We start from the raw sequence: 12,512 nt of genomic DNA, 5'->3' as shown, positions 1-12,512 counted from the left end.
GTTTGAGCATGATCTTTTCGGAAAACCGCTTCACACTTTTCCGGGATCATGCTCTAGAACCGCGGAATATCCGGGAACGCCAGCTTGCCCGCATGTACATGCACCCGGCCAAGCTCGGCGCAGCGGTGCAAGGTCGGAAACACTTTTCCGGGGTTGAGCAAGCCCTGGGCGTCGAAGGCGCATTTCAGCCGCTGCTGCTGATTGAGATCGATCTCGGAAAACATCTCCGGCATCAGGTCGCGCTTCTCGATGCCGACGCCATGCTCGCCGGTCAGCACGCCGCCGAGCTCGACGCAGCAGCGCAATATGTCGGCGCCGAACGCCTCCGCCTTCTCGATCTCGCCAGGCTTGTTGGCGTCATAGAGGATCAGCGGGTGCAGATTGCCGTCGCCGGCGTGGAACACGTTGGCGACGCCGAGGCCGTATTTCTCCGACAGCTCGCGGATTCGCGCCAGCGCCTTCGGCAGCGCGCCGCGCGGGATGGTGCCGTCCATGCAGAGGTAGTCCGGCGAGATGCGGCCGACCGCCGGGAACGCCGCCTTGCGGCCGGCCCAGAACAGATTGCGCTCGGCCTCCGAGGTCGAGATCTGCAGCGTCACCGAGCCGCAACCCTTGGCGATGTCCTCCACCCTTGTGATCAATTCGTCGACCTCGATCGACGGGCCGTCGAGCTCGATGATCAAGAGCGCCTCGACGTCGAGCGGATAGCCGGCATGGACGAAGGCTTCCGCGGCATGGATCGCGGGCTTGTCCATCATCTCCATGCCGCCCGGGATGATGCCGGCGCCGATGATCTGCGCCACGCATTCGCCGGCCGCCTCGACCTCGGCGAAGCCGACCATCAGCGCCCGCGCCGTCTCCGGCTTCTGCAGGATGCGCACCGTGATCTCGGTGATGACGCCGAGCAGGCCCTCCGAGCCGGTGATGATCCCCATCAGGTCGTAGCCGGCATTCTCCGCCGCCTTGCCGCCGATGCGCAGGATTTCGCCGTTCATCAGCACGATCTCGCAGCCGAGCACGTTGTTGGTGGTCATGCCGTATTTCAGGCAGTGCACACCGCCGGAATTCTCCGCGACGTTGCCGCCAATCGAGCAGGCGATCTGCGACGACGGATCGGGCGCGTAATAAAAGCCGGCATGGGCGACCGCCTGGCTGATGGCGAGGTTGGTGACGCCGGGCTCGGTGACGACAACGCGGTTCTCGAAGTCGATCTCGCGAATCCGCTTGAACTTGCCGAGGCCAAGCAGCACGCCGTCGACGAGCGGCAGCGCGCCGCCCGACAGCGAGGTGCCGGAGCCGCGCGGCACCACCTTGATGCCCTGCGCCTGGCAGTATTTCAGGACCTTTGCCACCTGCTCGGTGGTATCGGGCAGCACCACGACCATCGGCGGCTGCCGGTACGCGGTCAGCCCGTCGGATTCATAGGCCAGCATTTCGGCGGCGCTGTCGATCACGCCCTCGCCAGGGACGATGGCGCGCAAGGCTGCCACGATTTCGCCGCGGCGATCGAGGACGGCCTGGTCGGCCGCCGGCATCATGATGGACATCGCTTGTTCCTTCGGGACCTTCTCGGGCCTGCCCGAGACTTGCTTTGCGCGCCTCGTCCTGCCTGCCGATTTGTTACGACAATTCAACCACGTCCGCACCCTGTTTCGACGGATCGGCCGAAGGTCGGTCTTGCCCGCGCCCGGAAGGGCGAGTTCGCTCTGAGACAAGCAGGCCGTCATGAAAGCTGTCAAAGTTTCGTGGCTTGTCCTGCCCAAGCCGGACATGCCACAAACGATCACTTACCTCCCGGGACGAAACGAAGAGCACCCCATGAATCTAATGACCTTGAGCGCGCTGGCGGTCGTCACATCGCTGGCTTTCGCATCCTCCGCGCTGGCCCAGGATGCGGCCGCCGGCAAGACCTCGTTCAACAAGTGCCTCGCCTGCCATGCGATCGGCGAAGGCGCCAAGAACAAGGTCGGCCCCGAGCTCAACGGCCTCGACGGCCGCCATTCCGGCACTGCGCCGGACTACAATTACTCGGACGCCAACAAGAACTCCGGCATCACCTGGAACAAGGCAACCTTCCTCGAATACATCAAGGACCCGAAGGCCAAGATCCCCGGCACCAAGATGGCATTCGCCGGCATCAAGAACGAGACCGAGGCCAACAACCTCTGGACCTACATCTCTTCGTTCGACAAGGACGGCAAGCAGAAGCAGTAGCGTGACCCGAGATCCGCCCTGGCAAGAATGTCAGGGCGGATTTTGCTGTGCGCTCAGCGCGGCAGCAGGTTGGTCTTGGCCAGATCGATCACCTCGTCGCCGCGGCCGCTCATCACGGCGCGCAGCACCCACAGGCTGAACCCCTTGACCTGCTCCAGCGTAATGGTCGGCGGCATCGACAATTCCTGCGTCGCGGTGACGACGTCGAGCACCGCCGGACCGTTGTGCGCGAAGACGTCGCGGATCGCGCCCTCGAGCTCGCCGGGATCCTCCACCCTGATGCCGTGAATGCCCATGGCGCGGGCCATCGCCGCGAAATCGGGATTCTTCAGGTCGACCCCGGTTTCGATGAAGCCGGCCGCCTTCATCTCCAGCGCGACGAAGCCGAGCACGCTGTTGTTGAAGATCACGACCTTCACCGGCAGCTTCGACTGCGTCAGCGTGATCAGGTCGCCCATCAGCATCGCAAAGCCGCCGTCGCCGGACATCGACACCACCTGTCGGCCGCGCTGCGCCGCCTGCGCGCCGATCGCATGCGCCATCGCATTGGCCATCGAGCCGTGCACCCACGAGCCGATCAGGCGGCGGCGCCCGTTCATCTTCAGATAGCGCGCGGCCCAGATCGTCGGCGTGCCGACATCGGCGGTAAACACCGCATCCTCGCTGGCCTGTTCGCTGAGCAGGCGCGCGAGATATTGCGGATGGATTGGCTTCTGACCCGGCTTGCCGCGGGCGAGATCGTCGAGCCCGGCGCGCGCGCCCTTGTAGTGTGCGAGGCAGGCGTCGAGATGCTTGCGCTCGGGCTTGGCCGTCAGCTTCGGCAGCAGCGCCGCGATGGTCTCGCCGACATCGCCGACGATGCCGAGATCGAGCTTGCAGCGGCGGCCGAGATTCTCGGGCCGGATATCGACCTGTGCGATGCTGATGCCGGTCGGGAAGAACTGCTTGTAGGGGAAGTCAGTGCCCAGCATCAGCAGCACGTCGCAGCCATGCATCGCGGCATAGCCGGAAGAGAATCCGATGAAGCCGGTCATGCCGACGTCGTAAGGATTGTCGTATTCGACATATTCCTTGCCGCCGAGCGCATGCACGATCGGGCTCTTGAGGGTCTCGGCGAGCTTCAATAGGTTGTCATGCGCACCGGCGCAGCCGCGGCCGCAAAACAACGTCACCCGGCGCGCGCCGTTGAGCAGGTCGGCCAGCGCGTTCAATTGGGCGTCAGCCGGACGAACGATCGGCGCCGGCGGCAAGAGGCCGGCATTCGGCGCGATGTTGCGCTTTGGTGCCGGCCGCATTGCGACATCGCCCGGAAGCACCAGCACGGCAACGCCGCGCTTGCCGACCGCGGCGCGGATGGCGTTTTCCAGCATGTAGGGCAACTGCGCCGGATCGGACACCAGTTCGCAATAATGGCTGCATTCACGGAACAGGTCCTGCGGATGAGTCTCCTGGAAGTAGCCGCCACCGATCTCCGCGGACGGTATCTGCGCCGCGATCGCCAGCACCGGGGTGCGGCTGCGGTGCGCATCGAACAGGCCGTTGATGAGATGCAAGTTGCCGGGGCCGCACGAGCCCGCGCAAACCGCAAGCTCGCCGGTGAGCTGGGATTCGGCGGCGGCGGCGAAGGCCGCGACCTCCTCATGCCGCACGTGCAGCCATTCGATGGTCCCGCGGCTGCGCAGCGCCTCGGTCAGACCGTTGAGGCTGTCGCCGACGATGCCGTAGACGCGCTTCACGCCGGCCTGCGCCAGTGTTTCGGCGATCAGGTCGGCAATGTTGTCGATCCGCATGGGGCTTGTCCTTTCGATTCAATCGGGAACCACGCGGAGGGCATGATGTTCGCCGCAGTGCAACCGCGCAAGGCTCACCGGATCACAGATTCGCGGGGGCGGCCTATTCCGCGGTCGCTGTCTTTCGCACCATCCAGTCCGCCATCGTCTCGATCTCGGACAGCACGAGATCGGGCGCGGCGTATTGCACCATGTGGCCGACGCCGGGCAGCACGGTCAGCTTTGCATTCGGGGCGGTGGCGGCGAGCGGGCGCGAGTGGATGGCCGTCGACACCGTCTTATCGACATCGCCCGAGATGATCGAGATCGGTAGCTTGATCTCGGCGTAGCGCGGCGCCTGCGCGCTCACCGCTTGCTTCAACGTCACGAGATCGCGCGCATTGGCGATGAACTCGCGCGGCCGTAGCAACAGCGGCGTCTGGCTGTCCGCAACGAAATCTTCCGGCATCGGCTGCGGCGCGAACACGCCGCGCGCGCCCGACGCGGCAACCAGCCAGCCGAGCGGCAGCGTGATGGTGTGGGCGAGCAGCGGCCCGATCAGCGGCGTCGATACCAGCCTGTTGTAACGTCCGGCACCGCCGCGCCACGGATAGGCGACAGGGGCAAGCAGCACGAGACCCACGATACGATCGGGCTCATCCAGCGCCATCCGCAGGCCGAGGGAACCGGCCCAGGAATGCGCCACCACGATCGCCCGGTCGACGCCGAGCGCCGTCAACGCCTCCACGATCATCCGGCTTTGCGCCGCGGCGGTCGAATCCCCCACGCGCTCGCGCGTGCTCCAGCCATGGCCGGGACGGTCGATCAGGATCACGCGCCGGTTCGCCGCGATCCGCTCGCCGAGCGGGCGCTGCATCAGGCACACGTTGGAGCTTGCACCATGCAGCAGCACCACCGGCGGACCGGTCGCATCGCGCGGGCCGAGTTCGACGACGTGCAGCCTCGCGCCCGCAACATCGACCATGCGGCCCCGCGGCGGATAGGCGCGTTCGATGAGCGCCACGCCGGCTTGGGTTGCCAGGGCCAGCCCGGCCACCACAAGCAGCACGATCACAAGGAGCATCAAGACGATCCGGATAATGCTGCGCACCGAACAGCTACGGCCGGCGCATCAGCCGGTTTCGATGCTATCCCGCATGCTGGCGCGAAGTCCAATTGCGACCGGACTGCTGCCGTTGCAACCTCAGATATGATCTGTGGAGGCAGACGATGGCAGCAAACGCGCGATCCCCTCATTTCATGCCATGGACGAAGTTGTCCACAAAGCGCCCAGCCTGTGGATAGCGGGTTCATACCAACGTCATTAGCTACTTCGTAGAGTGACGGTGCCAATTTCGCCATCAGGCGCGATGCTTCATCGACGCCGGATCGGTTCTTGCCCTTGTCCACGCTATTCACAGGAACCGACCACCAGACGACGAGTTCAACGGGAATAATCGGGAGAGTACCATGATTTCCGACCCTAGCGATGCGGCCATCGATCAGATCGTAGCAAGCTGTAATGGCGACCTGCGTGGAGCCCTGAAGGCACTGCTGCTCGTTAATGAGCACCTCGAGGCGGAGTTGCAGCAATTCTATGCTGCCCTGGCCCAGGACAGCGCACCGCGCGGCAAGTTCCTGCACTGAAGCGCGATGAGATTTGGTTGAATCGTCATCGCGCTTTAGCTCTTTGTTTGAGCATGATCTTTTCGGAAAACCGCTTCGCACTTTTCCGGATCATGCTTTAACGGCGACGAAATCGCCTCCAGCCGTTATCGCGCTTTGGCTCGTTGTTTGAGCGCGATCTTTCCGGAAACCGCTGCGCGCTTTTCCGGCTCATGCGCCAGGGATCACGCGACCTAGCGCGTCTCGCCGTCATCGTCCTTGTCGGACGGGTCGTCCTTCGGGCAGGCGCCGATCGTCGAGCGGGCAAGCTTTGCATCCGCCATCGACTTGTAGGGTCCGTCGCCGAACCAGATGTCGCCGTCGATCACCGGATTCTTCGTGACGATCGGACAGCTGTTCGTGGCGCGATTTCCCACCACCCAGTAAAGACTATCGGCGAGGCACGCCGTTCCGGTCGCGAGCATCATCGCGCCGGCCAGCAGCAACGATTTCATGATCTTGCTCATGCCGGGGAGTCTATTGCGCGCGAGCCTCCGCTCGCGAGTCACGTTCCCGTTGCCGGCCTGATCACCGCGATCGTGGTTAACCGCGCGCCATCAAATATCGCGGCCTTCGACCTTTTCGGTGAGTTGCTTGACGATCTCCGGGACCTTTTCGAGGAAGGGATCGACGGCCAGCGCCTTGCGGAACGCGTCCAGCGCCCGCTTGTCGTCGCCGAGCGCCTGCATGATCATGCCGACGCCGGCAAGCGCGCCGAAATGCCGGGGCTCGCGCACCAGCACCTGCTGCAGGTCCTCGAGCGAACGGACATAATCGTTCTTGATGTAATAGATCGTCGCCCGCCGGTTCCAGGCCTCGACATAGTCCGGCCTGAGCTTGATTACGGCGTCCAGCAGCTTCAATGCGACATCCATGTTCTGGGCGTCGATCGCGGCCTTGGCGCGCACCATCAACAGCGCGGCGGTGTCGCTCGGGGTCTGCAGCCACAGCGCCCAGATCCGCGCCTCGACATGGCGGGCGCTGTCTTCATCGGGAGCAGCCTTCAGCGCGCCGAACAGGAAATCCAATCCGCGGACACGGTCGGCCGGGACCTTCGGCAGCTTGGCCGGCGCCTCCGGCAGCTTCTTCTGCGCCTTCGGCGGCGGGATCACGCGGGGATCGCCCTGCGCGGTGGCCGCGACAGGCACAGCCATCACCACGGCGAGGAGAATCGCCAGCCGGCGAAGATTGCGCCCAGGGAGTCTCGGTCTCATAAGGCAAGTCTAGACGCACGAATGCGCGCTGCAAAGCAGCGCGGCGTCAAAGACCTGTGAGGAGTGCTGTCGCGAGGCCGGGAACGGCCAGCCGATCAACCCTGGCGCGCCTTGAAGCGGCGCTGGACCTTGTTGATCACGTAGACGCGGCCCTTGCGACGGACCAGGCGGTTGTTGCGATGACGACCGCGCAGCGACTTCAAGGAGTTACGGACCTTCATGGGACAATCCTGTTGCTTCGAAAGGCCCGTGTTGAAGGCCGTACCGATCAACGCCATGACGAATCAAAGACATAGAGCGGCGAAATGGGATTTATCCCGATAAGCGGCCGTGCCGCCCGGGACGGGGCGGGTTCTAAGCCATCGCCCCGCCCAATGTCAACCGAAACGGGCCGATTTTCACCGCCCGGGACAGGGATTGGAACCCGCCAAGCGACGGCTTGCCGCAATCGGCACAAGAACGCCTTGGGCAGCTTGCGCAGTTTGTTATATCCTATAATCATTATTCCATACCAACAATCAGGCCGCCGGGGACGCCCAATGCCCAAACTCAAACTGCCCGACATCGAAAAGGTCGTTGCGATCGACATCCACACCCACGCCGAGGAGCCGTGCGGCATGCATGGCGACGACGGCTATGACGATTTCCAGGCGCAGATGGCCGACTATTTCAAATCGCCGCATAAACATCCGCCGACGGTGCCGGAGACCGCGGCCTATTACCGCGCCAAGAACATCGCCGCGGTGATATTCCCGGTCGATGCCGAACGCGAAACCGGCTTTCGCCGCTACAACAATTACGAGATGCTGGAGGTCGCCTCCGAGCATCTCGACGTCCTGATCCCGTTCGTCTCGATCGACCCGCACAAGGGCAAGCTCGGCGTCCGCGAGGCACGCAAGCTGATCGAGGAGTACGGCGTCCGCGGCTTCAAATTCCACCCGACCATGCAGGGCTTCTACGCCAACGACCGCATGGCCTATCCGCTTTATGAGGCGATCAATGACGGCGGCGCGATCGCGCTGTTCCACACCGGCCAGACTGGCGTCGGCTCTGGCATGCCCGGCGGCATGGGGATGCGGCTGAAATACTCAAACCCGATGTACATGGACGACGTCGCGGCCGATTTCCCCGACCTCAAGATCATCCTCGCGCATCCCTCCTTCCCCTGGCAAGAAGAGGCGCTGTCGGTCGCGACCCACAAGCCGAACGTCTATATCGACCTCTCCGGCTGGTCGCCGAAATATTTCCCGCCGATCCTGGTGCGCTACATCAACTCGATCTTGCAAGACAAGATGTTGTTCGGCTCCGACTGGCCGGTGATCACGCCGGACCGCTGGCTCGCCGATTTTGCCAAGCTCGACATCCGCGAGGAGATCCGGCCCAAGGTCCTGAAAGCCAACGCGCGCAAGATTTTGGGAATTTAGCGGAGTATCATCGGCGGCAAGCTTCCGAGGTGGTTCATGACGAACTTCGCCGGACTTGCCGCCTTCCTCGCCGCGCTTCTGGTCGGTAGCCCGGGCAGCACGTCTGCGGCGGCCGACGTTGCTTCCGCGCTGGTCGAGTTCGAAAGCCCGCTCACCAACGCACCGCCCCTGCAGGGCCTGTTGCGGCGACCCGAAGGAGCGGGCCCCCTGCCCGCGGTGGTGTTGCTGCACGGCTGCAACGGGATGTGGCGCGAGCTCGATGAACGCTGGGGCAAACGCCTCGCGGCCTGGGGCTATGTCACGCTCACCGTGGACCAGTTCGGTCCGCGCGGCATCAGCAACACCTGCACCGGCGGCATCCTGGCGGCAACGGTCCACGATGCCTATCGCGCGCTGAGCTTCCTGAGCCGACAATCCCAGGTCGATCCGGCACGCGTTGCGGTCATGGGACTTTCGCAAGGCGGATGGCTCGCGCTGGTCTCGGTCGAGCGCGGCGCGATCGAACGCAACGCGACCGAGAAATTCCGCGCCGCCGTCGCCTTCTATCCGCGCTGCCTCGGCATCAAGGGCGACATGACGGTGCCGACCCTGATCATGGTAGGCGAGCTCGACGACTGGACGCCGGCCGAGGAGTGCCGGAACCTGGCTGAAGGCCGCGACGACGACGGCATCTCGCGGCAACCAGGCCTCGGCTATCCGATCCAGCTCATCGTCTATCCCGGCGCCCATCACGGCTTCGACGTGCCTCAATACCGCACCGCCGGGCAACTGCTCGGTCATCACCTGGAATTCAACGAGCAGGCCCGCGATCAATCCATCGACGCTGTCAGGAAATTCCTGTATGCGACGATCGGCGGACAAGAGAAAACGCAATGACTATCAAGGCCGTTGTCTTCGATGCCTATGGCACGCTCTACGACGTCCAGTCGGTGGCCGATGTCACCGAGGACGCGTTTCCGGGCTATGGCGAGATCATCACGCAAATCTGGCGCATCAAGCAGCTCGAATATTCCTGGCTGCGCACGCTGATGCGGCGTTATCAGGATTTTTCCGTCGCCACCCGCGATTCGCTGGCCTACACGCTGCGTAGCCTCGGCCTGCAATATGATGCGGCGACGTTCGCGCGTATCACCGAAAAGTATCAACACCTCGCGCTCTATCCCGATGCGGTGGCCGCGCTCGAGGCGATGAAGGACAGGAAGCTCGCAATTCTCTCCAACGGCAGCCCTGACATGCTCTATGCGCTGGTGCGCAATTCAGGGCTCGACCGCCTGCTCGATGCCACGATCAGCGTCGACGCCCACAAGGTGTTCAAGCCGGCGCCCGAGGCCTACGCACTCATCGAGGAGGTGCTGAAGATCGCGCCCGCCGAGGTGCTGTTCATCTCCTCCAATCCGTGGGACGCCTGCGGTGCCAAGGCGTTCGGCCTCAACGTCGCCTGGATCGAGCGGGTGGCGCCCGAGGCAATGGCGCTGGCCTGCGTCGAGAGCGAAACGGTGACCCCATTGACGATGTTCAAGGCGCTGCGTACCCAGATGGAGGAGCTCGGCGTCGTGCCCGATCACCGCATCCATGGCCTGTCCGAGCTTCCCGCATTGGTCTCTGCAAGGTCCTGATTGGTATGAGTCTCGCCTCCGTTCGCGCCTTCTTTGCCGAGAAGGCGCCCGATTTATCCGTGATCGAATCCAAGATGAGCTCCGCGACCGTCGTGCTGGCGGCGGAAGCCTATGGCGTCGAACCGGCGCGGATCGCCAAGACGCTGAGCCTGCGTGTCGGCGACCGCGTGGTGCTGATCGTCGCCAGCGGCACCGCGCGGATGGACAACAAGAAGGTGAAGACGCTGTTCGGCGGCAAGCCGAAGATGCTCGGCCTCGACGAGGTCGCCGACATCACCGGCCACGAGGTCGGCGGCGTCTGCCCGTTCGGGCTGAAGACGCCGCTGCCGGTCTATTGCGACGTGTCGCTGAAGGCGTTCGACATCGTCGTGCCCGCCGCGGGCTCGACCCACAGCGCGGTGCGTATCACGCCCGAGCGGATGGCGGAGCTGACATCGGCCGAGTGGGTCGATGTCTGCGAAGTCGGGGCTTTGGAGACTCAGTCGTCATCGTCGAACGAGGGCCGCGAAGGCGCGACCGGCGCAGGCTGAACCGGCTACTGGGCGCGCGGCCGCTGCATGGTCTGCGGCTGCGGGGCGCGGCCCTGCGTGCGCGGTTGCTGTTCGGCCTGCTGCTGCGCTTGCGACTCGAATACCGCACGACAGGAACTGCCAAGCCGTGCCGTGTTCTGCCGCAAACAGGCGACGATACGGTTGGTGTCGGGAATCTGGTCGCCGCACAGGCGCATCACGTCGGGCGTGCATGCCATCTGCTGTTCCCAGGTTCCGCGGTATTCTTGCGACAACGCGGGCGTCGCGGCCGCCGCGCCGCTGATCACGATCGCAAGGCTCAGGACGATTCGAGGCGTTTGCATCCGCGTCCCCTCATTCGATCAGCGCGCGCATTCTCTGCCGCGCCACACATGCGCCAAAGCTGGCAAATGAATGCGGCCAAGGATCGTTCGAAAGGACAACTAAATGTGAAGACGACGAGGCCGAAGTTCCCCTACTCGACCTTGCCGATCTTCTTCACCGCCGCGATCAGGCGTGCGCTGTCGGCTGCAACAAATTTTGAAAACTCTGGCGCATCGAGATAGGCGACCGGGCTGCCCGCGGTCTCAAACGTCCTGATCACCTCCGGCGCCTTCACGGCTTCCGCCATCGCCTCGCGTAGCCGCGTCATGATCGGCACCGGCAGCGCCGCCTGCGCGAACAATCCGGCCCAGATGTAGAACTCGACGTCCTTGTAGCCGAGTTCCTTGAAGGTCGGCAGATCGGGAAAGCTGGCGATGCGCTCGGCGCCCCAATTGGCGAGCACGCGCATCTTGCCGTCGGCGACCTGCTGCTTCAGCGTGCCGGGCGCCGACGCCAGCGCCTGCACCGTGCCCGAGAGCAGCGCGGTGAGCGCCGGACCCGCGCCGCGGAACGGCACATGCAGCAGCTTGATCCCCGCGCTCGCGGCGAACATTTCCATCGCGACATGCAGCGTGCCGTACGGACCGGACGAGCCGTAGGGGATCTGGCCCGGGCGCTTCTTCGCGTCGTCGACGAAATCCTGCAGCGTCTGCCATGGCGCCGAAGCCGGAACCGCGAGCAGCGTCGGATCGGCGAGCACGCGCGCGACCGGCGCGAACTGCGAGACTTCATAGGCGACCGGCCGATCGAACAGCCGGTCCGCCTCCGGCAGCACCGCGAGCGACGACAGCGTCATCAGCAGCGTGTAGCCGTCGGGCTCGGCGCGCGCCGCCTGCGCATTGCCGATCGATCCCCCCGCTCCGCCGGCGCGGTTGTCGACGATCACCGGCTTGCCGAGGATCCGCTCCAGCGCCGCCGCCACCGGCCGCGCCGCGAGATCGGCCTGGCCGCCGGCCGGAAACGGCACGATCATCGTCACGTTGCGGGTGGGATAGATGCCTTGCGCGAAGGCGGAGTTGGCGAGCGCGGTATGCGCGAGCGGCAACGCGGCAGCAGCGCGCAGAAGTTCGCGGCGGTTCATCAGGTTTCTCCCCAGCGGTTTGTTATCGTTGTGCCGCAAGGTAGCCGCGATAGCGTCCGCCGTCACCCCGATCGCTTCTTGCCCTTGGCGAAATGCTTCGCGAGGAAATCCGCGAGCACCTCGACGCGGGCGGGACGCGGGCCGCCGGGCGGGGTGACGAGGTGCACGGCGGCCTCGGGCTGCTTCCAGCCTTTCAGGATCACCTCCACCTCGCCGCGCGCGATGGCGTCGCCGACGATGAAGTCGGGCAGATCGGCGATGCCGAGACCGGCGAGCAGCGCCGGCATCACGGCCTCGCCATTGTTGACGCGCAACTGGCCGGCGGGGCGCACATTGGCCTGCTCGCCGGCGGCGTTGGTGTACTGCCAGACGCCCTGCGTCGAGAGATAGGCGTAGCCGAAGCATTTGTGGTCGGCGAGATGCATCGGATGCGTCGGCCGGCCGTGCCGCTTCAGATAGGACGGCGCCGCTACCGTGTAGCGCGGCATCCCGCACAGCCGCCGCGCGATCAGCGAGGAATCCGGCAATCGTGCGATGCGCAGGCCGGCATCAAAACCTTCGCCGATCAGATCGACCGTCGCATCGCTGAGATGCAGGTCGATCGAGACCTCGGGATAGGCCTCCAGGAACTCCGGC

Annotated in this window: 15 protein-coding genes; 6 read left to right on the top strand and 9 right to left on the bottom strand. The window is 64.6% G+C overall.

Annotation, left to right across the window (positions count from 1 at the left end):
* Positions 1-53: 53 nt before the first annotated feature.
* Complete coding sequence (locus J6500_RS10665) at positions 54-1,547, bottom strand: FAD-linked oxidase C-terminal domain-containing protein (RefSeq protein WP_225712654.1); 1,494 nt, start codon at positions 1,545-1,547, stop codon at positions 54-56.
* A gap of 271 nt (positions 1,548-1,818) precedes the next feature.
* Here J6500_RS10665 and cycA point away from each other — a divergent pair, with 271 nt between their 5' ends.
* Positions 1,819-2,214 carry a cytochrome c-550 CycA gene (gene cycA, locus J6500_RS10660; protein ID WP_225712653.1) on the top strand — a complete coding sequence of 132 codons (396 nt, stop codon included), beginning with the start codon at positions 1,819-1,821 and terminating at the stop codon, positions 2,212-2,214.
* A 53-nt stretch (positions 2,215-2,267) separates the two neighbouring features.
* Here cycA and poxB read toward each other — a convergent pair whose 3' ends face one another.
* Positions 2,268-4,004 carry a ubiquinone-dependent pyruvate dehydrogenase gene (gene poxB, locus J6500_RS10655; protein ID WP_225712652.1) on the bottom strand — a complete coding sequence of 579 codons (1,737 nt, stop codon included), beginning with the start codon at positions 4,002-4,004 and terminating at the stop codon, positions 2,268-2,270.
* A 103-nt stretch (positions 4,005-4,107) separates the two neighbouring features.
* Positions 4,108-5,067 (bottom strand): alpha/beta fold hydrolase, encoded by a 960-nt coding sequence (locus J6500_RS10650; RefSeq protein ID WP_225712651.1) that lies wholly within the window; start codon positions 5,065-5,067, stop codon positions 4,108-4,110.
* A 386-nt stretch (positions 5,068-5,453) separates the two neighbouring features.
* Between J6500_RS10650 and J6500_RS10645 the strand changes: the two genes are divergently transcribed.
* Positions 5,454-5,630 (top strand): hypothetical protein, encoded by a 177-nt coding sequence (locus tag J6500_RS10645; RefSeq protein WP_225712650.1) that lies wholly within the window; start codon positions 5,454-5,456, stop codon positions 5,628-5,630.
* Positions 5,631-5,842: 212 nt separating this feature from the next.
* On the opposite strand, the gene J6500_RS10640 is transcribed toward J6500_RS10645, so the two are convergent.
* The 3 genes from J6500_RS10640 to ykgO all read right to left on the bottom strand — a co-directional run bounded on the left by J6500_RS10640 (position 5,843) and on the right by ykgO (position 7,083).
* Positions 5,843-6,103: a hypothetical protein gene (locus J6500_RS10640; protein ID WP_225712649.1), complete on the bottom strand. Its 261-nt coding sequence runs from the start codon at positions 6,101-6,103 to the stop codon at positions 5,843-5,845.
* A 102-nt stretch (positions 6,104-6,205) separates the two neighbouring features.
* Positions 6,206-6,802: a tetratricopeptide repeat protein gene (locus tag J6500_RS10635; RefSeq protein WP_225712648.1), complete on the bottom strand. Its 597-nt coding sequence runs from the start codon at positions 6,800-6,802 to the stop codon at positions 6,206-6,208.
* Positions 6,803-6,957: 155 nt separating this feature from the next.
* Positions 6,958-7,083 (bottom strand): type B 50S ribosomal protein L36, encoded by a 126-nt coding sequence (ykgO, locus tag J6500_RS10630; RefSeq protein ID WP_002718645.1) that lies wholly within the window; start codon positions 7,081-7,083, stop codon positions 6,958-6,960.
* A gap of 318 nt (positions 7,084-7,401) precedes the next feature.
* On the opposite strand from ykgO, the gene J6500_RS10625 reads away from it, so the two are divergent.
* Genes J6500_RS10625 through J6500_RS10610 form a run of 4 tightly spaced genes read left to right on the top strand, consistent with a single transcriptional unit; the run spans position 7,402 to position 10,432 of the window.
* Complete coding sequence (locus J6500_RS10625) at positions 7,402-8,286, top strand: amidohydrolase family protein (RefSeq protein WP_225712647.1); 885 nt, start codon at positions 7,402-7,404, stop codon at positions 8,284-8,286.
* A gap of 36 nt (positions 8,287-8,322) precedes the next feature.
* Complete coding sequence (locus J6500_RS10620; RefSeq protein WP_225712646.1) at positions 8,323-9,162, top strand: dienelactone hydrolase family protein; 840 nt, start codon at positions 8,323-8,325, stop codon at positions 9,160-9,162.
* Entirely contained in the window at positions 9,159-9,902 is a 744-nt protein-coding gene (locus J6500_RS10615) for a haloacid dehalogenase type II (RefSeq protein ID WP_225712645.1), read from the top strand. The genes J6500_RS10620 and J6500_RS10615 overlap by 4 nt, the downstream gene beginning before the upstream one ends.
* A gap of 5 nt (positions 9,903-9,907) precedes the next feature.
* Positions 9,908-10,432: a YbaK/EbsC family protein gene (locus J6500_RS10610; RefSeq protein ID WP_225712644.1), complete on the top strand. Its 525-nt coding sequence runs from the start codon at positions 9,908-9,910 to the stop codon at positions 10,430-10,432.
* A 5-nt stretch (positions 10,433-10,437) separates the two neighbouring features.
* Here the strand turns inward: J6500_RS10610 and J6500_RS10605 are convergent, their stop codons facing one another.
* The 3 genes from J6500_RS10605 to J6500_RS10595 form a co-directional block, all read right to left on the bottom strand.
* Complete coding sequence (locus tag J6500_RS10605; RefSeq protein ID WP_225712643.1) at positions 10,438-10,755, bottom strand: hypothetical protein; 318 nt, start codon at positions 10,753-10,755, stop codon at positions 10,438-10,440.
* 131 nt (positions 10,756-10,886) lie between these two features.
* Entirely contained in the window at positions 10,887-11,876 is a 990-nt protein-coding gene (locus J6500_RS10600; protein WP_225712642.1) for a tripartite tricarboxylate transporter substrate binding protein, read from the bottom strand.
* Between the two features lie 62 nt (positions 11,877-11,938).
* On the bottom strand, positions 11,939-12,512 hold a 574-nt coding region (locus J6500_RS10595; protein ID WP_225712641.1), incomplete at its 5' end, for a substrate binding domain-containing protein.

This window comes from Bradyrhizobium semiaridum (assembly GCF_020329505.1).
In the GTDB taxonomy this organism is placed as follows: domain Bacteria; phylum Pseudomonadota; class Alphaproteobacteria; order Rhizobiales; family Xanthobacteraceae; genus Bradyrhizobium; species Bradyrhizobium semiaridum.
Note: the sequence above shows the minus strand (reverse complement) of the source record. Positions and strands in the feature narration are given on the sequence as shown.